This window comes from Sinomonas cellulolyticus (genome assembly GCF_014656475.1).
GTDB lineage: Bacteria > Actinomycetota > Actinomycetes > Actinomycetales > Micrococcaceae > Sinomonas > Sinomonas cellulolyticus.
The window spans coordinates 124,780-146,072 of the sequence record NZ_BNCM01000010.1; the positions used below are offsets into that span (position 1 = coordinate 124,780).

The 21,293-nt window shown below is 69.1% G+C and carries 19 protein-coding genes and 1 pseudogene; 9 read left to right on the top strand and 11 right to left on the bottom strand.

All coding sequences use genetic code 11. The features are described from left to right. Positions 1–5: 5 nt before the first annotated feature. The 6 genes from IE231_RS13220 to IE231_RS13245 are packed head-to-tail and all read right to left on the bottom strand — an operon-like array spanning position 6 to position 5,577. Entirely contained in the window at positions 6–590 is a 585-nt protein-coding gene (locus IE231_RS13220) for a 3-phenylpropionate/cinnamic acid dioxygenase subunit beta (protein WP_189694431.1), read from the bottom strand. Then, a complete protein-coding gene (locus tag IE231_RS13225; protein WP_189694432.1) occupies positions 587–1,390 on the bottom strand; it encodes an SDR family NAD(P)-dependent oxidoreductase in 804 nt (267 codons plus the stop codon). Before IE231_RS13225 ends, IE231_RS13220 begins: the two co-directional genes overlap by 4 nt. Beyond that, on the bottom strand, positions 1,387–2,727 hold the full coding sequence (locus IE231_RS13230) for an aromatic ring-hydroxylating dioxygenase subunit alpha (RefSeq protein WP_189694433.1): 1,341 nt from the start codon (positions 2,725–2,727) through the stop codon (positions 1,387–1,389). The genes IE231_RS13225 and IE231_RS13230 overlap by 4 nt, the downstream gene beginning before the upstream one ends. Further along, complete coding sequence (locus tag IE231_RS13235) at positions 2,724–3,998, bottom strand: NAD(P)/FAD-dependent oxidoreductase (protein WP_189694434.1); 1,275 nt, start codon at positions 3,996–3,998, stop codon at positions 2,724–2,726. The genes IE231_RS13230 and IE231_RS13235 overlap by 4 nt, the downstream gene beginning before the upstream one ends. Beyond that, positions 3,995–4,315 carry a 2Fe-2S iron-sulfur cluster-binding protein gene (locus tag IE231_RS13240; RefSeq protein WP_189694435.1) on the bottom strand — a complete coding sequence of 107 codons (321 nt, stop codon included), beginning with the start codon at positions 4,313–4,315 and terminating at the stop codon, positions 3,995–3,997. The genes IE231_RS13235 and IE231_RS13240 overlap by 4 nt, the downstream gene beginning before the upstream one ends. Continuing rightward, positions 4,315–5,577 (bottom strand): MFS transporter, encoded by a 1,263-nt coding sequence (locus IE231_RS13245; RefSeq protein ID WP_189694436.1) that lies wholly within the window; start codon positions 5,575–5,577, stop codon positions 4,315–4,317. Before IE231_RS13245 ends, IE231_RS13240 begins: the two co-directional genes overlap by 1 nt. Before the next feature lie 138 nt (positions 5,578–5,715). On the opposite strand from IE231_RS13245, the gene IE231_RS13250 reads away from it, so the two are divergent. The 3 genes and pseudogenes from IE231_RS13250 (at position 5,716) to IE231_RS18515 (ending at position 7,204) form a co-directional block, all read left to right on the top strand. Next, on the top strand, positions 5,716–6,468 hold the full coding sequence (locus IE231_RS13250) for an IclR family transcriptional regulator (RefSeq protein ID WP_189694437.1): 753 nt from the start codon (positions 5,716–5,718) through the stop codon (positions 6,466–6,468). A 180-nt stretch (positions 6,469–6,648) separates the two neighbouring features. Then, positions 6,649–6,987 (top strand): annotated as a pseudogene (locus IE231_RS18510) (HNH endonuclease family protein); the annotation flags it as partial. 145 nt (positions 6,988–7,132) lie between these two features. Further along, positions 7,133–7,204: an excalibur calcium-binding domain-containing protein gene (locus IE231_RS18515; protein WP_306341568.1), complete on the top strand. Its 72-nt coding sequence runs from the start codon at positions 7,133–7,135 to the stop codon at positions 7,202–7,204. Between the two features lie 171 nt (positions 7,205–7,375). Here the strand turns inward: IE231_RS18515 and IE231_RS13260 are convergent, their stop codons facing one another. The 4 genes from IE231_RS13260 to IE231_RS13275 form a co-directional block, all read right to left on the bottom strand. Beyond that, positions 7,376–7,825: a pyridoxamine 5'-phosphate oxidase family protein gene (locus IE231_RS13260; protein WP_189694438.1), complete on the bottom strand. Its 450-nt coding sequence runs from the start codon at positions 7,823–7,825 to the stop codon at positions 7,376–7,378. Positions 7,826–7,893: 68 nt separating this feature from the next. Further along, positions 7,894–8,535, bottom strand: a complete 642-nt coding sequence (locus IE231_RS13265; protein WP_189694439.1) for a TetR/AcrR family transcriptional regulator — start codon at positions 8,533–8,535, stop codon at positions 7,894–7,896. Beyond that, complete coding sequence (locus IE231_RS13270) at positions 8,536–10,962, bottom strand: glycoside hydrolase family 3 C-terminal domain-containing protein (RefSeq protein ID WP_189694440.1); 2,427 nt, start codon at positions 10,960–10,962, stop codon at positions 8,536–8,538. It lies immediately after the preceding gene. Between the two features lie 49 nt (positions 10,963–11,011). Beyond that, entirely contained in the window at positions 11,012–12,322 is a 1,311-nt protein-coding gene (locus tag IE231_RS13275; RefSeq protein ID WP_189694441.1) for an MFS transporter, read from the bottom strand. A gap of 498 nt (positions 12,323–12,820) precedes the next feature. Here IE231_RS13275 and IE231_RS13280 point away from each other — a divergent pair, with 498 nt between their 5' ends. The 4 genes from IE231_RS13280 (at position 12,821) to IE231_RS13295 (ending at position 16,447) form a co-directional block, all read left to right on the top strand. Further along, positions 12,821–13,402 carry a recombinase family protein gene (locus IE231_RS13280; protein WP_189694442.1) on the top strand — a complete coding sequence of 194 codons (582 nt, stop codon included), beginning with the start codon at positions 12,821–12,823 and terminating at the stop codon, positions 13,400–13,402. Between the two features lie 129 nt (positions 13,403–13,531). Beyond that, positions 13,532–14,107, top strand: coding sequence for a recombinase family protein (locus tag IE231_RS13285; protein ID WP_229866930.1), 576 nt, complete (start codon positions 13,532–13,534; stop codon positions 14,105–14,107). 5 nt (positions 14,108–14,112) lie between these two features. Further along, positions 14,113–15,558 (top strand): TnsB C-terminal domain-containing protein, encoded by a 1,446-nt coding sequence (locus tag IE231_RS13290; RefSeq protein WP_189694444.1) that lies wholly within the window; start codon positions 14,113–14,115, stop codon positions 15,556–15,558. Beyond that, a complete protein-coding gene (locus IE231_RS13295) occupies positions 15,545–16,447 on the top strand; it encodes an AAA family ATPase (protein WP_189694445.1) in 903 nt (300 codons plus the stop codon). Before IE231_RS13290 ends, IE231_RS13295 begins: the two co-directional genes overlap by 14 nt. A gap of 384 nt (positions 16,448–16,831) precedes the next feature. Here IE231_RS13295 and IE231_RS13300 read toward each other — a convergent pair whose 3' ends face one another. Beyond that, positions 16,832–17,839 (bottom strand): LacI family DNA-binding transcriptional regulator, encoded by a 1,008-nt coding sequence (locus IE231_RS13300; protein ID WP_189694446.1) that lies wholly within the window; start codon positions 17,837–17,839, stop codon positions 16,832–16,834. A 120-nt stretch (positions 17,840–17,959) separates the two neighbouring features. Here IE231_RS13300 and IE231_RS13305 point away from each other — a divergent pair, with 120 nt between their 5' ends. Both IE231_RS13305 and IE231_RS13310 read left to right on the top strand, forming a co-directional pair. Beyond that, positions 17,960–19,696, top strand: a complete 1,737-nt coding sequence (locus tag IE231_RS13305) for a glycoside hydrolase family 13 protein (RefSeq protein WP_189694447.1) — start codon at positions 17,960–17,962, stop codon at positions 19,694–19,696. Then, positions 19,696–21,135, top strand: coding sequence for a sugar porter family MFS transporter (locus IE231_RS13310; RefSeq protein ID WP_189694448.1), 1,440 nt, complete (start codon positions 19,696–19,698; stop codon positions 21,133–21,135). The genes IE231_RS13305 and IE231_RS13310 overlap by 1 nt, the downstream gene beginning before the upstream one ends. Positions 21,136–21,293: the final 158 nt, after the last annotated feature.

Sequence of the window (21,293 nt, forward strand, 5' to 3'; positions counted from 1 at the left end):
TGGGTTTAGAAGAAGGCGGTGAGGTTCTTAGCGAGCAGGACGTTCTGGTCGAGGATGATCTCCCGTCGGGCGATCCTCCAGCCCTCGTCCGTGAGGCGGAGCAGGTCTGTGCGTTTCCCGACGAAGGTGTACGTCTCGTACTCGACGCGGTTCTGGTAGACGAGGAACCGGGACCGCACCTCGGCTTCGAGCTGGCCGTCCTCGTTCTTCCGGGTGGCCAGGAGCTGGACGTTGGAGACCATGTGGCAGACGCGTGAGAGGGGCTCCTCGGCGTAGTGCACGCCGGTGAGGATCTGGTCGACGCGCTTGCCGAGGGTCCACTTGTCCTCGTCGAACCAGCTGATTCCTTCCCCCGAGCGGGTGTTCTCGCGGTCAGAGTGCTGGCCGAACTTGACGTTGCGCCGGATCGGCATGAAGTACTTCACGTCTTCGGTGAAGAGGTCGAGCCAGGCCTTGAAGCTGCGGCTGTCGAGGAGTTCGGCTTCTCTGTAGAGGAAGTCCTCGAGGTCGGGCCTGAGGTGGTAGTAGGTGTCGTCCCGGGCGGGGCGGTACCCGGCGGGAGCTTCCTCGGTGGTTTCCTGGATGATCATGATTCCTTCTTCCTGTTCACGGGGCCGCCCTGGTGGGAGAAGCAGCCCACGTCCACGACCGTGCCGGAGATGGCCTCGGCCGCATCGCTGATGAGGAACGCCACGACATTGGCGATGTCGTTCCCGTCAATGGGGCGTCCCGCGGCAGAGCCGGCGGCGTCCTTCCCGAACGAGGCCGCGTCGCCGCCGACGCGGCCGAGCGAGATCCCGGAGACGATCCCGCCGCCGCCGGGGACGACTGTGTTGACTCGGACCCGGTCGTGGAAGAAGTCGTAGGCCGTCGCGGCGGAGAGGGCGAAGAGCCCGCCCTTGCTGGCCGCGTACGCGGCCATGTTCGGCTTCCCCCAGCCAGCGCCGGAGCCGATGTTCACGATGGAGCCGCCGCCGCCCTCGATCAGGTGCGGCAGTACGGCGCGGGAGGTCAGGTACGGGCCCTTGAGGTTCACCGAGAGGATCCGTTCGAAGAGCTCCTCATCGGTGTCCAGGACCGTTCCGAGAGGGCCGATGGCGGCGTTGTTCACGAGGGCGTCGATCCTGCCGTGGCGGGTCAGGGTATGGTCGACGACTCCGGCGACGGCCGCCGCATCGGTGACGTCGGCATCGAGGACCTCCACGCTCAGGCCGCGCCGCTCCACCTCCGAGCGCAGGCTGGTCACCGATCCCTCGGCCGTGCTGGAGACCTGGGCTGCCTCGAGCCCGAACGCCACGACGCGGTGGCCCTTCTGGGCCAGGCCGAGGGTGATGTCACGGCCGATGCCGAAGGTCCCCCCGGTGACGATCGCGACCTTGGATTCGCTCACTTGCTGGCCTCGCCCAGGATCGCGTCCCAGGAGGCGCCGCGCATGTAGTTCTGCCAGGTGCGGTAGTAGCCGCGGGCCATTTGCTCGGTGGGCTGGAGGGTGATGTCGCCGCGGTATCCCTCGTAGCCGTCCTGGGCGAGGCCGAGGGACTGCTGGTAGTTGAAGGGGTAGCGCCTAGCCACCGTGCCGGTGCTCGCCGCGGTGGCGTAGAGCCAGTTCTCCATGTCGTCCTGCTCGGTCATCCCTGCCGGGCCCGAGTAGCGCATGTAGTAGCGGCGCAGGTAATCCTTGACCTCGGTGGGTGCGTCCTTGTCCACGAGGAAGAACCGCCAGGCCTCGGTGCTTGTGGGGGAGTGGGGGTGCCAGGCGCACAGCCCCCGGGGCTGCCGTCCGTGGTAGGAGGTGTTGGGGAAGATCGAGCCGACGAACGGCAGGAGGCGGGCCTCTTCGCCCAGACGGGCCTTGCGCTCCTCGTAGCAGTGGCGGAAGTACTCCTCGAGGACGGGGTTGTCGAGGAAGGACTCGATGTACTCGTTCTCGGTAGGCTGCAGGGCCGAGTGGACGCCGTGGCCCTGGGGGAAGCTGACCCAGATGTGCTGGGCCTTCTCGAGCTCGTCGTCGCGGCGGCCCTTCTTCCCGGACTCGGCGCTGGGGCCGATGCCGATGAGGTCCACGGAGCGGTGGCTGGGGTTGTGGTAGGTGTCGCCGAGGAAGTTCTCGGCGGCGAACTTCCAGTTGGAGGGCAGGATCCACTTGTGGATGCCGATCACTTCGGAGCCGCCTTCGCGCCCGTCCCGGCAGTCGAGTGCCTGGTCGAGGTGGATCTTCGCGTCGCCGAGGTAGGTGAGGAAGTCGGGGGCGTCCTTGTCCCAGGTGGCCCAGATGGTGCCCTTGTAGTTGGCGATCCTGCCCACGGCCACGAGCGAGTTCGCTTCGCGGTCGAGGTTGCCCTCGTAGAGGGAGCGGTACTGGGGCACGCCCTGCAGCTTGCCGTCGGTGGTGTAGGTCCAGGAGTGGTAGGGGCAGGTGAAGAGGGAGGTGTTGCCGGACTCGTAGCGGCAGACCTTCATGCCGCGGTGGCGGCAGGAGTTGAGGAAGACCTGGATCTTGCCGGCCTTGTCGCGGCACAGGATCACCGATTCCTCGCCCATGCGGGAGGTGAAGAAGTCGCCCTTGTTGGGGATTTGGCTCTCGTGGCCTACGAACAGCCAGGCGCGGGTGAAGACCTTGTCGAGTTCCTCCTTGTAGAGGTCGGGGTCGACGAAGAGCTCGCGGCTGATGTAGCCCCGCTCGATGTCGACGAGGCTGTCCGCGGCCTCGGTGGCGATGTCGGTCATCGTGTCGTCCTTTCCAGGAGTCGGTGGTCGGTGGTGGCCCCGTCGGGGGCGGTGTGGATGGCTTTGCGGAGGGCGAAGCCGGGCTGGCGCAGCTGTTCCTCGCTGACGTGGACGCCGTTGGCCAGGAGCCGGCGGCTGGCGAGGTGGTCGCCGGGGCTGTTGACCGATTCGACGGCGGCGAGCCTGCCGTCCCGGATCCGTGCGATGGAGAACCGGCCGGTGTCGGGCTCGCCCAGGACGACGGTGGTGTCGGTGGGCTGGGAGAGGCCGGCGATCTGGAGCTTGTCGCCGGTCTGGTGGCTCCAGAACCAGGGCACGTCGGTGTAGTGGCCGCCCTGGCCGCACAGCCGGCGGGCGAGGAACCTCGCCTGGTCTGCGGCGTTCTGGACGGATTCGACCCGCACAAGGCCTGCGGTCTCCGGGCGGGGGTGGCTGGCGCAGTCGCCGATCGCGTAGATGGCGGGGTCCGACGTCGTCAGGCCGGAGTCGACGATGATCCCGTTGCCTACTGCCAGGCCTGCTTCCTGGGCGAGCTCGGCGTTGGGGAGGACGCCGATCCCGACCAGGACGAGGTCCACGGGCAGTGTCCTGTCCCCGATGCGGACGGCGGTGACGCGGCCGTCCTCGGCCCGCTGGAACTCGTCGATCGAGGTGCTGCAGAGGACTTCTGTTCCCCAGGCCGTGTGGCGGGCCGCGAAGTAGGCGGAGATCTCCTCGGAGACGGCCCTGCCCATGACGCGGTCGGCCATTTCGACGACGGTGACGTGGGCCCCGGCGAGGCGCGCCACTGAGGCGAACTCGAGGCCGATGAATCCTGCGCCGACGATGAGGACGTTCTTGGCGCCGCCGAGGGCCTCACGCAGCCGTGCGGCGTCGTCCCTGGTCCTGAGGTAGTGGACGTTGGCGGGCTCCCCGCCTTCAAAGGGCAGCCTGCGGTTGCGGGCACCGGTGGCGAGCACGAGCTGCCTGTAGGGCACGCGCCGGCCCGAGGCGAGGGTGACAGTCGCGTCTTCCCGGGAGATCTGGGCTGCGGGGTCTGCGGTGACGACTTCGATGGCGTGCTTCTTGTAGTAGTCGGCCGTGCGGAGCGGGAGCTCCGAGTCCGCGAGCTGCCCGGACATGTACTCCTTGGACAGGGGCGGGCGCTGGTAGGGGAGGTGCTCCTCGTCGCCGATGAGGGTGATCCTGTTGGGGTAGCCGAGTTCTCGGAGGGAGAGCGCGAGCTGTGCGCCGGACTGGCCGGCCCCGACGATGACGGTTCCGGTGTTCACTGTGACTCCGGGAGGTTCAGGACCAGGCCGTCGAGCTCGTCGCGCATCCTGATCTGGCAGGAGAGCCTGCTGTTGGGCTGGCGGGTGCAGGCCGTGAATTCGAGCATGTCGTCCTCGTCGAGCCCGGGCTCGCCCACCTGGACCAGCCATTGCTCGTCGACGAAGACGTGGCAGGTCGCGCAGGAGGCCTCCCCGCCGCAGTCGGCGGTGATTCCCTCGACGCCGCCGGTCAGGGCGGCGCGCATGGCACTCGATCCCTCCGCGGCTTCCACTTCTCGCGCTTCACCCTCGGGGCGGACGAATACGATCTTGGGCATTACGCTGTCTCCTTCTCGGCAGACTGGACTGTTTGCTCCGCCCGTCGTTCGCGGACGAAGAAGAGGATCACGAGTCCCACGACGGGGCCCGCGGCGAGGGCCAGGAAGGCTGACTCGAACGAGTGGCTGGCTGCGAAGACGGCGCCGACGACCAAGGGGGCCGAGACGCTGCCGAGCTGCCAGATTCCGTTGGCCACGCCGGAGGCGCTGCCCGAGACCGTCCCGGGCACGATGCGCGGCACGAGCGAGACCAGCAGCGGCGACCAGCCATAGGCGGCGAACCCCAGGAACGGTGCGGCCCAGAGGAACGCGGTAGGGGTGTCCAGCGCGCCGAACACCATCAGGAGGGCGGTGAAGACGGCAAGCAGGACGATCGAGGGGATCTTCCGGGCCCCGCCGAAGAAGCGGTCGCAGACCCACCCGATGACCGGCTTGGCCGCGATGGCCGCGAATGCGGCGATGGCGACGACCAGCCCGGCCGTGACGGGGGAGACGCCCTTGCCCTTGATCATCAGCGCGTTCGCCCACGTGACGAAGCCGTACAGGCCCCAGAAGGCGCCGAATCCGCCCAGGCAGGTCAGGAGAAGGTTCGAGTTGCGGACCAGGCCCACCGCATCGCGCTTGAAGCTGCCCTTGACCATCTGGCGCCGCTCGGCCAGCAGCGGGCCCGGCCGGAGGGTGAAGAACAGAGCGATCGCGAGCACGACCGAGATGGCGCCGAAGAGCAGGTACGAGGTGCGCCACCCCGAGGCCGTGATGAGCGCGGGCACGACGAGGTTGGCCACGGCAGTGCCGATGGACGTCGCGGTGGTGAAGATGCCCAGTGCGAGCCCGAGGTCCTTGGACTTGAACCAGCTCACGATCAGGCGGATTCCGGCTGCGTAGTCAGCCCCGGCGAAGAAGCCGACGACGGCCTGGACGGCGATCCCGACGGCGGCACTCGTGACCGAGCCGAACAGCATCATCGTCACGCCGGCCCCTAGCAGGGAGATCGTCAGGACGATGCGGCCCCCGAACGCGTCGGAGGCGAAGCCGCTCCAGACGTTCGTAACCACATAGCCGACGTAGTAGGCGGTGGCGAAGGCCCCGAGGCCTGCGATCGGCACCGCGAGGTTCTCCCCGACGAAGACCGAGGCCGGGCCCCACGTGGAGCGGTCTATCGAGGTGAGGGTGAACGAGGCCCAGCAGGCGGCCAGAATCAGCCATCGGTATGAGGCCGCTCGGGTTTGAGGCTTCGCCTCGGTTGCTTCGACGCTCGACATTGAGCCTCCAGGTGTTCTCAGGGATTCGAAAGGGAGAGGACGCCGCGATTGCTATCTCTATCGCTGTATGATAACGTACTCTCGAAGAGTGATTCGACGATAGATCAGGTCATGTGATCGAGTCAACAAGGAGGGCTCATGCCTGCTGCCAAGACGGGGGCCGACAGCGCCAGGCGCGCCATCGACCTGCTGTTCGCCTTCGAAAGGGCGCCGCTGGCGACAGTCCGCGAGCTCGCCGAAGCCGTGGAGATACCGGTGCCCTCGGCCCACCGGTACGTCGCCATGCTCAGGGACATGGGACTGGTCGAGGAGGCCGGCCGGAGCCAGTACCGCCTCACGATGAGGGTCATCGCGCTCGGCCAGGCGGCCAGACGGGCGACCACGCTCATCGACGTCATCAGGCCCTTCATGCAGGCCCTCGCCGAGGAGACCCAGGAGACCGTCCTCCTCGTCCAGCCCATCGCCGGGCTGCCCGTCTGCACCAACCGGATCGAGGCCCCACGCCGGCTCCGGCTGTCCTTCGAAGTGGGCCAGTACCTCCCGCCCCTGCGCGGAGCCAGCGCACACCTGCTGCTCGCGGCGCAGGCCGAGGAGGACCGCCTGTCCTACATCGAGGAGGCGATCACCCGCGGCGAGCTGGCACCTGCCTCAGGCATCGAGGGCTTCCTCGAGGAAGTCAGAAGGGATGCCGGGCGCGGCTGGGCAGTGAGCCGGGAGGAGATCGACGAAGGCGTCTGGAGCGCCGCCGCGTCGATCCAGAACGAGGGAGCGTTCGTCGGAACCCTCTCGGTCCCGTGCCCCGCATTCCTCATGGACGACGAAAAGGCCGAGAGCATCATCGACGCGGTCAGGAAGACCGCCCAGCAGATCAGCGAAACCCTGGGGTCTTAGCACTTGTAGGAGTATCCGGGTCATCAACCCTCCGCACAGCTCCTCGGGCCGAGGGCAGCGCGGGCTGCCCGGCTCCTTCGCTCTTCGAGGTGTGGGCCGACGCCCATGATGGGGCCCAGGAACAGCCGGGCCTGGGCGGATGTGGACCAAAACGGGTAAGACACCTGCAACGACATCCTCCTGCGCGACCTCACCCACACCGTCGCCAAGGCCGGCACCCACGGCTGCGTCATCGCCTCCGGCACCCTGAACGACCCCTACACCGGGAAGAGGGTGTCCTTGGTGCGGGGCAACGGCATCAGCACCGCGGTGCAGATTGACCACGTCGTCGCCCTCTCGGACGCCTGGCAGAAGGGCGCCCAGCAGCTCGCCGCCGCCCAGCGCACCGCCCTGGCCAATGCCCCGCTGAACCTGCTCGCCGTGGACGGGCCGACCAACGAGGCCAAGGGCGACGGAGACGCGGCCACGTGGCTGCCGCCGAACAAGTCCTACCGGTGCCAGTACGTGGCCCGGCAGGTCTCGGTCAAGGCCACCTACAGCCTCTGGGTCACCCAGGCCGAGCACGACGCCATCGCCCGCATCCTCGCCTCCTGCCCGGACCGGCAGGTCCCTCCGACCAGAAGGCACCGGCCAAGACCGCACCCGCGCCGCCGGCGCGGCCCCGCTGTACTCAGGCCAGCCTGGCAACCGGATCGGCCTGGACCGTGACCACGACGGGGTCGCCTGCGGGAATTAGTCCAAGGATTGGTCTCCGTGAGGGAGCGGACCGACGCCGCGACGTGGCGGCCCTTGCCGGATAGGTGAACGCGCGCGGCGATCGTCCAACTGAGTGCCCACCGGCATGTTCGCGCTGCCCGCGGGGCTCCTCTGGTGCGCCCTTCCGAATCCGCGTCGTCAGGACAGGGTGTCAACCAGCAGCTGGTTCTTCTGGGCGGGGGCCTGTGGCGAAGACGTTGCTCGGGGTGATTTCCGCGCTCCAGTCGTCGATGCGGATCCTGACGGCGGTCCTGGGGTCGCGCCTGGCGTAGGGTCCCCCGAAGTAGTGCTCGGTCATCGCATCGATAGCGGCGAGGTCCTGGTCATCGAAGAAGTCGACGGCGGTGCCGTGGATGGTCACGGCTCTAGTCCAGTCATCCCGGCCGAGGATGGTGATCGAGGTTCTGGGGTCGGCGCGGAGGTGCTCGAGCCTGCCTCCACGTGAGTTCCCGCTGGCGATGCTGAGGAGGATGTGTTCGCTGTCCTCGGCGAGGTAGACGATCTGGACGGTCACGGGGCACCCGTCCGGGCCGACGGTGGCCATGACGGCGGGGTTGGGCTGGGAGACGAATTCGAGCACGTCGGGGGAGAGTGCGGTCATGGTCATCGGCCTTTCGGTGTGCTGGGACCGCGCCGGGACGCGCGCGTCCCGGCGACAGGGGGACGGGGTCAGCCTCGGCCGGTGCCCCAGGCGGAGCGGAGCCCCTGGAGGTACACGCGCATCTCGGCGACCATGGACAAGCTGTGTGGTTCGGCCACCCACTGCTGCTGGAGCCCGTCGAGCACCGCGATGGTGTTGCGGACGATCGCGTCAGTGGGTGCCTCGGGGATGATCTCCCCGGCCTTCTTGCCGTGCTCGACCGCCCGGGCGAGCCACGTGCGGACGCTGCGGTAGTGGTTGAGGATCCATTCGTGCGCAGGGTGCTTGGGCTCGCTGGCCTCGGCAGAGATGCGCACGAACAGGCCGATCCACTCGGGCCGCGTGGAGTTCCTGGCCACCAGCGCGATGAGGGAGTCGAAGGCCGCCCAGCCCAAGGGTGCCTCGCCGTCGCCGAAGAGGAATTCGCTGTCCTCGTTCTCGCGCTGTTCGAGCACGGCGGAGAGGAGTGCGGTCTTGTTGGGGAAATGGTGGAGCAGTCCCGACTGGGACAGCCCGGTGCGGAGCGCGACTTCGGAGATGGAGGTCTTGTTGTAGCCGCCGGTGGAGAACAGCTCGATGGCGGCCTTGATGGCCTTGGCGCGGGCGATGTCCCCGGCCTTCTCGGGACGGGTCCGCTCGCGTTCGATGCGGTACCCGGGAGGGTAGGACATTTAGGCCTCCTGTGCGGCGTCGAGGGGGACCGTGGTCCGGATGTCGCCGAGGCCGCGGGCGACGGCGAGGGTGCCGCCGGTGAGCGGAAGCCAGCGGTGGCCGGCGGCGTCCCAGATGCGCTGGGTGCGGGCGTCGCACTCGACCCTGACAGTACCGCTCTCGCCGGGGCCGAGGGAAACCTGGGCCCAGCCGATGAGCCGCGGCGTCTCGCCGTTGTCGGGGATCCGGTAGACCTGCACGGTCTCCTTCCCGCGGCGCTCTCCGGTGTTCGAGAGCGTGACGGAGACACCGGTGACGGTAGGCCCGTCGGTGCCGGTGATCGCGGCCCCGGTGTAATCCCAGGTGGTGTAGCCGAGGCCGTGGCCGAACCAGAACAGCGGTTCGGTGCCGGAGCCGTGCCAGCCCCGGTAGCCCACGCGGGTCCCCTCGGCGTAGACGAGCCGGCCGTCGACGGGCTCGGTGGACCAGGCGGGACCCTCGCCGTCGCGGGCGGGGAAGGTGGTGACCAGGCGTCCTGCCGGCTCGATGTCCCCGGTGAGCGCTGCGGCGACGGCGGCCCCGGCCTCTTGGCCCGGCAGGCCGGCGAAGAGCACGGCATCGACGTCGTCGATCCATGGCATCAGGACGGGGGTGGCGGCGTTGACCACGACCACCGTGCGCGGGGCGACGGCTGCGACGGCGGCCACGAGGGCGTCCTGGTCGCCGGGCAGGGCGAGGGTCTTCTTGTCCTCGCCCTCGGTTTCCTGCTCTTGGGTGTTGCCGACGACCACAATGGCGGTTTCGGCGCGGGCGGCGGCGTCCGTGGCCTCCCGGATCGCGGCGGCGGCCGGGCGGGGGGCGGCGGTGAGGACGAGGCCGATGATGCGCATCTCGAAGTGCGGGCCGGTGGTGGCGGTGATACGGGCGCCGGGCTCGAGGGCGACCACGGCGGCATGGCTCTTGGGGCGGTGGAGGCCTCCGCCGGGGCCCTTGTGCGGGGTGACGGTGAACGACTCGCAATGGCCCGGGGCTGTGACGGTCCAGTCCCCGGGGCCGATGACGCCCACCCGCATCCGGGCCGGGCCGGGGAGGGCGACGTCGGCGGAGAGCTCGATCGTCGCCGCCGTGGCGAGCCAGCCGTCCTCGGCGACCTCGAGCTCGGCGACGTCGAGGTGCCGGGATTCGATGAGGCCGTCGTGCCCGTCGAGGGCGCGGACCCGGATTCCCGGTGTGCCTGTCTCGGGATCCCGGAGGAGGGAGGCGGGCGCGGCCAGGAGGCGGGTTCGGGTCTCGACGCCGTCGACGACCGTGACGTTCTCGCGCCCGAGGGCGGATGCGAGGCCGTCGGCGATGCTGACCACGTGCGGGGGACGGACACGGGCGGAGCCGCCGCCCTGGGCGACGGTGTCGGTGGCGTGCCGGCCGATCACGGCGACGGGCCCGGCCCCGGCGAGGGGGAGGACCCCGCGGTCGTTCTTCAGCACGGCCATGCCCTCGGCGGCGATGCGGCGCAGCTGCCCGCGGCGCAGCTCCCCGTCCGGGCGGGGCACCGCGGTGGGCCAGGTCCGGGTGCCGGCGAAGGCCCCTAACCGGGCGGCGAGCCGCAGCAGGCGGCGGACGTGCTCGTCGACAGTCTCCTCCTTCACCGTCCCCGAGCGGACCGCCTTCTCGAGGCCGGTGCTCCAGACGGTCTCCGGTCCTGGCATGACCAGGTCCAGGCCGGCGTTGGCGCTCTCGGCGGCGCGCTTGGTCGCGAACCAGTCGGACATGACGAGCCCGTCGAAGCCCCACTCGCCCTTGAGGATCCGGTCGATGAGCTCGCCGTGCTCGGTGGCGGTGGTGCCGTTGACGCTGTTGTAGGAGGCCATCACCGTCCACGGGCGTGCGTCCTGCTCCACGATCTCGAAGGGGAGCAGGTACAGCTCCCGGAGGGCGCGCTCGTCCGCGACGCAGTCGACGGTGGTGCGCTGGGTCTCGGACTCGTTGGCCAGGAAGTGCTTCGGGGAGGCTCCGATGCCGTGGCGCTGGAGCGAGCGGACGTAGGCCGCGGCCAGGGCCCCGGTGAGGTAGGGGTCTTCGCTGAAGCACTCGAACAGCCTGCCCCCGAGGGGGGTGCGGTGGAGGTTGATGGTCGGGCCCAGGACGATGTGGGTCCTCTGGTCCATCGCTTCCTCGGCCAGGATCCCTCCCACCTCCTCCAGCACCTGGCGGTCCCAGGTCTGGGCGAGGAGGGAGGCGCTGGGCAGCAGGCAGCTCTCGCGTCCGCCGACGACCGCCTCGCCGCGGACCCCAGTGGGCCCGTCGGACATCACGATCTCCTCCAGCCCGATCGAGGCCTCGGCGTGGAGGCTGAACATCCTGGCTCCTGAGAGCAGTCGGACCTTGGCGGTGAGGTCGAGGGACCTGATCGCGTTCTCGACCGAGTCTTCGGCGAGGGTCTGGGTCATGGCATTCACACTGGCCTTCTTGGTCGTTCTAGGGTTCGCTGACGCCGGGTCAGCGGACCTTCTTCACGGGCAGGATGGTCAGGGCGCCCATCAGGGCGATGACCGCTGCCGCGGTGATCATGGCGGTGTAGTTGTGGCCTCCGCCGATCCCGATCAGAACTGCGCCGAGGCCGGGGGCAAGGGTCTGCGGGACGGCCAGGGCGATGTTGAACACGCCGAGGTCCTTCGCCGCCTCCTCCGGGTTGGGCAGGAGGTCCACGACGAGGGCGAGGTCGACGCCGACGTAGGCGCCGAAGCCGAGGCCGAGGATTGCCTCGGCGATGAAGAAGGGCTCCTGGGAGTGCGCCTGGGAGAGCACGACCATGCCGATGGCGAAGATGATCGCGGAGGCGAAGATGAACACCTTCCGCCGCTTGAGCCGGTCGGAGAGCCAGCCCGCGAAGAATGTGCTTGCGACCAGGGCGATCGTGTAGAAGAGGACACCGGTGGCCATCACGGCCGCGGCCTGCTTCGTGGGCAGCCCCAGTTCCTTCTGCAGGTACAGGAGACGGAACGTGGTGAACATGAAGGTCGACAGGACCATCAGGAACCGCGAGACCCAGGCCCAGGCGAAGTCGGGATTCTGCCGGGGGCTGACCCAGAACGTCTTCAGCACGGTCTTCAGTCCGCCCTCCGGGGCAGGGCGGTGCGTCAGCTGCCGGTCGGGCAGGACGAAGGCGAACAGGACCATCAGGATCAGGCCGATGACGCCGGGCACGAGGGCGAGCATCAGCTGGTCCTGGCTGAAGAACTGCGTGGTGTAGGCGGCCGCCAGGATCGCCACGTTCTGCAGCACCCCGGTCAGGCCGCTCACGAAACCGCGCTGGACGGGCGGGACCTGGTCGGACAGGGTCGCCGTGTGGGGGGCCGCGTAGGCGTTGGCGAAGACCTGCGCCCCGATCCACGCGGCCCCGAGCATCAGCACGCTCGGGGCGAATGCGATGCCCAACAGGGCCAGCAGCAGGCCGACCGCCCCGACCACGAGCCACGGCCGACGGCGCCCGAACCGGCCCCGCGTCCGGTCGCTGAGACGCCCGAACACCGGATTAGCAACGAAGGCGACGAAGGCCCCCACGCTGGTCACCGCCCCCAACGCCCCGACGGCCTGGTCCGGCCCTACCAGCGACTGGGCCTTCAGGGCCAGGCTCGCCACCAGTGGCACCTGGATCGCGAATGCCCAGCCGAAGCGGGCCAGCACCATCGTGGCGACGACGGCGCCGCTGGCCTTCCTCTCGGGAAGCAGGGCCCCAGCGGGGGAAGACGGGACTGCGGCCGCCGCTGCGGTCCAGTCAGGGGAAGCATCGGGTGCTGAAGAGCTCATCGGATCGACTCCTTCGGCGATATTCAAGGTCCCGCATGTGCGGAACATCACAACCGTAGCAGAAACCGACCGTGTACGCGGTCGGTATATGAAATCGTTACATTCCATGGATGGGAACAATCGGACGCGTCCTGTGAAACTGACCGTGTACTCGGTCGGTTGTTTGGGCTATCGTGGATTGATTCGTTGGTCCTGGTGTGTGGATGTGAGCGCTCTTAGGCGGCGTTCTGTGATCGGTAAATGGCGGTCCTATGGCTGATGAACGACCACCCCGAAGAACGATTGGGTGCTTCAGCCCGCAGAGGCCGTTGCCAGGCTCGAAACCCTAGGGATATGAGACGTCTCGCCGCCCCTAATGCCCCCACGGCAGCAATGCCCTTGTTTTCTCCGGAAGTGCACGGAACCATCCGATGACGACGATTCTCGTAACTATGTCTTACAACCTTATGGTTGAATCGCTGTATCCATAGTTGGTTACGAGACACATCGGAGCAGTCCATGGCGAAGCTGATCGGCTACGCACGCGTTTCGACCCGGCAGCAGTCCACCGACCGGCAGCAGGCCGACCTCCTGGCCGCCGGCGTCCGACGCGACGACCTCTACATCGACCACGGCGTGTCCGGGGCCAGGGCATCACGGCCCCAGTTCGACCGGGCGCTCGAAGCGCTCATCGAGGGCGACACCCTCGTCATCACGACACTGGACCGGCTCGGGCGATCCACCCAGAACATGCTCGCCTTCGCCGACGAGCTGCGGGCCCGCGGTGCCGGCCTGCGCGTGCTGAACCTCGGAGGCGGCGACGTCGACACCAAGACACCCATGGGGTCGATGCTGTTCACGATCATGGCCGCCCTCGCCCAGATGGAGCACGAGATCAAACGCGAACGCGTCATCGACTCCGTCAGCAAACGCAGGGAAGCCGGCAAGCACCTCGGCGGTCGACCACGCCGGATCACCGACAGCCAGATCAGGAACGCCATCCGCCTGGTCGAAGGCGGGGAGCCAGCCGCGCAAGTCGCACGCGACCTCGGAATGTCCCGGGCCACCTTCTACAGGCGATCGCAAGCACTCAAGGGCTAGCGACAGCGAGCGATCACAGAACACCGCCAAAGAGCGGTCAAATCCACATGCGGATTTCGGTGTGTCGTGTTCCATGGGCCGTGTCCGTGACCTATGTACCGTCTGCCACGTCAACAGTACAGTTGGGGCGTGGCTTCGATCGGGTACGCGCGGGTCTCGACCAGGGAGCAGAACCCCGACGGGCAGACCGACGCGCTGGAGGCCGCCGGCTGCGCGAAGGTCTTCGTCGAGCACGCCTCCGGGGTCCTGGCGAAGCGGCCCGCCCTCGAGGACGCGCTGGACTACCTGCGGGCCGGGGACACGCTCGTGGTGACCAAGCTGGACCGGCTGGGCCGGTCGGTGCGGAACCTCAAGGAGGTCGCGGACGGGCTCCAGGAGCGCGGCGTCGGCCTGCGCGCGCTCTCCCAGGGGATCGACACGACGACCCCGGGCGGGAGGCTGTTCTTCCACCTGCTCGCGGCGATCGCCGAGTTCGAGCACGACCTGATCGTCGAGCGCACCCGCGACGGGCTCGCCGCAGCGCGGGCCAGGGGCCGCAAGGGCGGCGGCCGGCTGAAGCTGACCCCGACGAAGGCGAGGCAGGCCCGGGCGATGTACGACGAGAAGACGTACACGGTCCAGCAGATCGCCGAGACGTTCGGCGTCTCCCGCGGAACGATCTACCGCCACCTCACCGAGCACGCCGAACCCAGCGTGAGGGGCTGACCCAGGTGGCGCAGCAGCGCAGTGCAGACCAGAAGCTCGCCCTGCTGCGCCAGCACGAGGAGGACGGCATCCCATGGACGCGACTGTCCGCCGCCTCGGGGGTCCCGGTGCGGACCCTGACACGCTGGGCCGCCGCCCACCGCGCCGATCCGACGAGCGCCGGGCTGCGCCGCCGCGCACGCCCGGACCGGGGCCGGCGGCGCATCGCGGCCGAACTGATCGAAGCCATCGAGGCGATGGCGCTGCGCCGCCCGGAACCGACCGCCGCGTTCGTCCACCGCAGGGTCGGCGACCTCGCCCGCGACCGCGGGCTCCCGCCACCGAGCTACTCGAGCGTCCGGGCAACGATCGCTGCCATCGACCCGGGCCTGCGCACCCTCGCCCAGCACGGCGAGGCCGCGTACCGGGACCGGTTCGAGCTCGTCTACCGCCGCACCGCAGCGAGGGCGAACGAGCAGTGGCAGGCCGACCACACCTTCCTCGACATCGCGGTGCTCGACAGGCGAGGCGCCCCGGTACGGCCCTGGCTGACGGCCGTGCTGGATGACTACTCCCGCGCCGTCGCCGGATACACCCCCTTCACCGGGGCGCCGACCGCCGATCAGACCGCACTGGCCCTGCACCAAGCCGTGAACCGCAAGGAGAACCCGGCCTGGGCCGTGTCGGGCCTGCCCGACGTCCTCTACAGCGACCACGGCTCGGACTTCACCTCCGCCAGGCTCGAACGGGTATGCCTGGACACTCACATCCGGCTCGTCCACTCCCGCAAGGGCGTCCCGCAGGGGCGCGGGAAGATCGAGCGGTTCTACGGGACGCTCACCACCGAGCTCCTGCCCCATCTGCCCGGCCACATCCCGCACGGGACCAACGGCACCCCGGCCACCGAGCCGACTCTCACCCTCGAGCAGCTCGACGGCATCATCGAACGGTTCGTTGTCACGGAGTACAACGCCCGGCCCCACTCCGAAACCGGCCAGGCCCCCGCCGAACGGTGGGGCGCCTCCGGGTTCATCCCCCGCGCCCCGGCGCATCCCGAAGACCTTGACCTGCTCCTGCTCACTGCGGCCACGACACGGAAGGTGCAGCGAGACGGGATCCAGTTTGCGTCCACCCGGTACGTCTCGCCAGTGCTCGCCGCCTACGTCGGCGAGCACGTGACGGTGCGGTTCAATCCCCGCGACGTCGGAGAGATTCGCGTCTACTTCGACGACGCGTTCCTGTGCCGCGCGATCGCCCCAGAGCTCTCCGCCGACTCCGTCTCCCTCCAACAGCTCCAGGGCGCCCGCACGCAGCGCCGCCGCGAGCTCAAGCAGCAGCTCCGTCAGCGCCGCAGCCTCGCCGACGCCCTCCCCGCCGACACCCGCTACCCTCCCGAAACCAGCCCCGCGGAGCCGGCACTCTCGGTGGAGGCCCCGCCCCGACACGGACTGCGCCTCTATGCCGCCGACTGACCACCCACGCTCCCTTCTGGGCAAGGACGACGACGGCCGCCGCTTCCTCACCGGCTACTTCGGCGAGGTCGGGGGTGCGCCGCCGCTGCCCCAACGGCCGCCGTTCCAGAGCACGCGCGAGCACCGCCGATTCACCGAGTTCGCCGACACCGTCCGGGCCCACCGCTACATCGGGCTCTGCTGGGGTCCACCAGGCGTCGGCAAGACCCTCTCGGCCCGGCACTACGCCGGAACGGACGAGTGGGAACAATGGCACTCGGTCTTCGAAGAGGACCTCGGCCCAGTCCCCGAGCGGGTCCTCCAGGCCAGGACCGCGTTCTTCACCCCCACCGTCGCCGCCACGGTCCGGCAGATCGACCAGGGCCTCCCGCGGGTCTGCCAGCAGATCTCCTTCGCGCTCGACTATGCCGAGTTCGGGGCCGTGGACCCCTACGTCCACGCCGAGTCCCGCTCCAGCGGCCGCACGGAGCTGCTCATCATCGACGAAGCCGACCGGCTCAAGACCACCGGACTCGAACAGGTCCGCGACTACTTCGACCGCCACCACATGGGCTTGATCCTCATCGGCATGCCCGGGATCGAGAAGCGCCTCGCCCGCTACCCCCAGCTCTACAGCCGCATCGGCTTCGCCCACGAATACAGGCCCCTCACACCCGACGAGCTCACCGCCGTCCTCTCAGCAAGGATTCCCGCAGGCGCCGACGCGGCCGACGGCGGGATCGCCCACGCGACCGCCATAGCCGCCATCGTCCGAACCACCGGCGGCAACTTCCGCCTCGTCGACCGGCTCCTGACCCAAATCGAGCGGGTCCAGGCAGTCAACGACCTGCACGCCCTCACCCCAGAGATCGTCGACGCGGCGAGGGAGGCCCTGCTCATCGGCCACTAACCGCCGAGAAAAACAGGCCAAAATGCGCTGCGACTCACAGGGCAGCGGCCCGCCGAGAGCGAGCGGCGCGACGCCGGACGGACCCGGCCGCGCGACGAGTCGCGGTTCGCGCCGCCGGCCGGGACCGTGCCGGGGCAGGAGTTCCCGCCCCCGCCGCCGAGCGCGAACCAGCCCGGCCCGACCGCGGGTCCGCCGAGCACCGCGGTGCCGCCGGCGCCCGACACTCCGCCGGCGCCCGACGCGCCTCCGCCCGCCCGGCCGGAAGGCGACGAGGAGCGGCCGGGTCAGTAGGGCACTGGCCCGCCTCGCCACCTGCGACCGGTGAACCTGGCCCATCCACGGACAGAGTTCACCGGTCGCAGGCGTCGGGGCCGTCGGCGTGGATCAGCCGCCGCCGTCACCCAGACTTGCCCGCGGGTGCAGTCTCAGCTCTGACGCAGGTCCGGGTGCTCCGGCGAGGGTGCTGCCGAGGCTCTTCGTGACGGCGAGCATGAGGCGGGCGCAGATCACGTCGAGGTCGAAGGAGATCGTCGCGAGCTCCGGTTGTGCGAGTCGCCCGGCGGGGATGTCGTCGACGCCGATGACCGCGAGCCGTGCGGGCACCTCGATGCCGGCGGCCCGGGCAGCAGTGAGCACGGCCAGAGCGACGTCGTCGTTGTGGGCGCACACCCCGGTGACACCGGCCTCGACGCACGAGCGGAGCTCCGCCGTCGATACCGCGCCACTCGGGGACCCCAGGATCAGGGGATCGGGCAGCGCCAGCTCGCGGCAGACGGCCGTCACCCCGGAGAGGCGCCCCTCGGCCAGGCCGGTGAGGCGAGGGTCCGCCGGGAGCGCGTACGCGAGCCGCTGACGTCCGGCGGCCACCATCGCCTCGGCCTGGGCGCGTCCGACCGCCGCAGTCGGAACGGGCACGTCGTGGACTCCGTCGGCGTCCCGTGCCGATGAGTGCGAGACCGTCCACCGCGCCACGGGGATCCGTAGCTCACGGATCGGGTCGATGCGCTCGGGGTCGAGGTCGACGAGGACGATGACGGCTGCCGGCAGCAGCTCCCGGCAGAGAGCACCGAGGTCGTCACCTGCGAACGAGAGCTTGGCGAGCAGGTGCAGGCCGGCGCGTGAGCAGGCCGTGGTCAGTCGCTCGAGCAGCCCGACGAGGACGGGGCCCACCGGGACGTCGGGGACGACGAGCAGCACGAGGTCGCTGCGTCCCCGGGCGAGCGCGCGGGCGGCACCCGATCGGACGTAGCCGAGCTCGGCGGCGGCGGCACGCACGCGTTCGCGCGTGTGTTCCGGGATGCTCTGACCGGGCTTGTCGTTGAGGACGTAGCTCACGGTTGCCGTGGACACGCCGGTTGCGGAGGCGACGTCCGCCAACGTCGGGCGTCGCACCACTGCCTCACCTCCGTGACGAACCGGATGAACTGCCGACCCTTGTCGGGTGCGCGACTCCACCCTATATTAGTTATGCGCATAAGTGCAGCGCTTAAGTTTCCAATGGAAGAGATTGGCATGCCCACGAACAGCCGTGCCTGGTGGCACGAGGCGGTTGTCTACCAGATCTACGTGCGTTCCTTCGCCGACGCCGACGGCGACGGTCTCGGGGACCTCGCGGGTGTCCGCTCGCGCCTCGACCATCTCGAGAGCCTCGGGGTCGACGTCATCTGGCTCACGCCCTTCTACCCCTCGCCCATGGCGGACAACGGGTACGACGTCAGTGACTACGAGGCGGTGGACCCGCGCTTCGGTTCCGAGGGGGACCTCGACGATCTCATCGCCGACATCCACCGCCGTGGTATGAGGGTGATCATCGATGTGGTCCTCAACCACACGTCGATCGACCATCCATGGTTCGTGGAGTCGCGCAGCACGCGCTCGTCGTCTCGACGCGACTGGTACATCTGGCGGCCCCCGAGGGACGGGGTGGAACCAGGCACGCCCGGCGCGGAGCCGACGAACTGGCTCGGCTTCTTCGCCCAGCCGACGTGGACGTACGACGAGGAGAGCGGTGAGTACTACCTTCACCTCTTCGCCCCGGAGCAGCCCGACCTCAACTGGGAGAACCAGGAGGTTCGCCAAGCGCTCTACGCGATGCTGCGCCGCTGGCTCGCCCGCGGCGTCGACGGGTTCCGCCTCGATGTCATCAACCTCATCTCCAAGAGGTATCCGCTGCAGGACGTGCCGACGCCGCACTCGAGCCACTACGGTGATGCCTCCTCGCAGTACACCTGCGGGCCACGGATGCTCGAGTTCCTCGACGAGCTGCGGGACCAGGTGTTCGACACCGCCGAGAAGACCCTGCTCACGGTGGGCGAGATGCCGGGGGCGACCGTCGAGGACGGGCTCGCCGTCACCGGCGGTGAGCGCCCCCGCCTCAGCATGATCTTCACGTTCGAGCACATGGACGTCGATCACGCGCCCGGCTGGGGCGGACGGTACGAGCCGAGGCCGTTCGACCTGCTCGCGCTGAAATCGACCATGGCACGCTGGCAGGAAGGACTGGGCCGTTCCGGGTGGAACAGTCTCTACTTCGGCAACCACGACCAGGCCCGCGTCGCCTCCCGCTTCGGTTCCCGGTCGCCGGCGCACGCGGTCGCCTCGGCGAAGATGCTCGCCACGGTTCTCCACCTGCACCGTGGGACGCCATACGTCTACCAGGGCGACGAGATCGGCATGCGCAACTACCCGTTCGCGAGCATCGAGCAGTTCGCCGACATCGATGCGCACAACTCGTGGGCGTACGGCCGGGCACTGGGTGTCCTGCCGGAACGGCTCCTTGCGGGCCTGCGCCAGAACGGCCGCGACAACGCTCGCACGCCCATGCAGTGGGACGCGTCGGAGCACGGGGGATTCACCACCGGTACTCCGTGGCTGCCGCTCAACCCGAACACCTCCGAGGTCAACGTCGAGGCTCAGATCGACGACGCGGACTCGGTCCTCGCCCACTACCGACGCCTCATCGAGCTGCGTCACAGCAGTGACATCGTGGTCTTCGGTGACTACCGCCTCCTCGCCCGCGACCACGAGTACCTGTACGCCTTCGAGCGGACGCTCGGCGACGAGCGATGGATCGTGGTCGCGAACTTCTCCGACGAGGAGCTCGATGTCGCTGCGGCTCTCGGCGGCGCCGTCGGTGCCGCCGAGCTGATACTCGGGACTCACCACGAGCCGCCCGAGGGTGCGGTCCTGCAGCGGCTGCGCCCCTGGGAGGCCCAGATCTGCCGTGTGCTCAAGGGGAGTGAGCAGTGATGGCATCGACCCCCTCGGCATCGGTGAGCAAGAGGCTCGTCCTGGTCACGGTGACCGCAGCGCTGGGCTTCTTCCTCTTCGGCTACGACACGGCCGTCATCAACGGGGCTATCGACGCGCTCGCCGACCACTACGGCCTCGGCAGTGGCCTCAAGGGCTTCGCGGTCTCCTCTGCCCTGCTCGGTTGCGTCATCGGCGCGTGGTTCGCCGGCCCGCTGTCGAACCGCGTCGGCCGGGTGCCAGTCATGCTCACCTCGTCCGTCCTCTTCCTCGTGTCGGCGATAGGTACTGGCCTCGCGTTCGGCATCACCGATCTCATCGTGTGGCGGGTCGTCGGCGGTCTCGGAGTCGGCGCCGCCTCCGTCATCGCCCCTACCTACATCGCCGAGATCTCTCCAGCACACATGCGCGGGCGCCTCGTCTCGGTGCAGGGCCTCGCGGGTGTCACCGGCATCGCGGTCTCGCTCTTCGTCGATGCCGGCCTGGCGTGGCAGGCCGGCGGTGCCGCGAACCCCCTCTGGTTCGACCTGCCCGCGTGGCGGTGGATGTTCATCGTCGAGGCGGTTCCGGCCATCGCCTACGGCGTCGCCGCACTGAGGGTGCCGGAGTCACCGCGATACCTCGTCGGCCTCGGGCGCGACGCGGACGCCGAGCACGTGCTGAGGACCTGCACGGGCCTGGCCGACCCACGCGCGAAGATCGAGGAGATCCGTGGCTCGCTGCAGACGGACCGCCGCGCATCGCTACGCGATCTCGCGGGTCGGGCGTTCGGGCTCAAGCCGATCGTGTGGGTAGGCATCCTCGTCGCGGCCGCCCAGCAGTTCGTCGGTATCAACGTCATCTTCTACTACTCGACCACCCTCTGGCGCTCGGTCGGATTCGGTGAGTCGAACGCACTGCTCATCACCGCGATCACCTCCCTCATCAACATTGGCGCGACGGTGCTCGCGCTCCTGCTCATCGACAAGGTTGGCAGGCGCCTGCTCATGCTCTCCGGGTCACTCGGCATGGCGGTGACCCTCGGGGTCATGGCACTCGCGTTCTCGCAGGCGATCACCACCGTCGCTGGTGAGGTCCTGCTGCCGGGCGTCTGGGGTGTGGTCGCCCTCGTCAGCGCCAACCTGTTCGTCGCCTTCTTCGGCGTGGCCTGGGGCTCGGTCATGTGGGTGCTGCTCGGCGAGATGTTCCCCAACCGAATCCGTGCCGGGGCGATGGCCGTCTCGACCGCCGTGAACTGGCTGTCGAACTTCGCCATCTCGACCACCTTCCCCGTGATGGCGGCGATCTCGTTGACCGGCTCGTACAGTTTCTACGCACTCAGCGCCCTCGCGTCGTTCTTCCTCGTGAAGCACCTCGTCAAGGAGACGGCGGGCATCGAGCTCGAGGACATGGACAGTCAGCTCCGACACACGCCTGCCCCGGATCACGGCAATCGGTAGCCGGGCGAACCCCACCGCACCGATCGGTGTGCTCCGTCGGTCCACGACCGACGGAGCACACCTGTGGCCGTTCGGGTGAGGGCATGCCGTGGGACTGTCAATTTTTCGGTGTAAGTGGGTTGTGATTGTCGGGTCAGCGGCGGGCTGCGGAGAGCCGG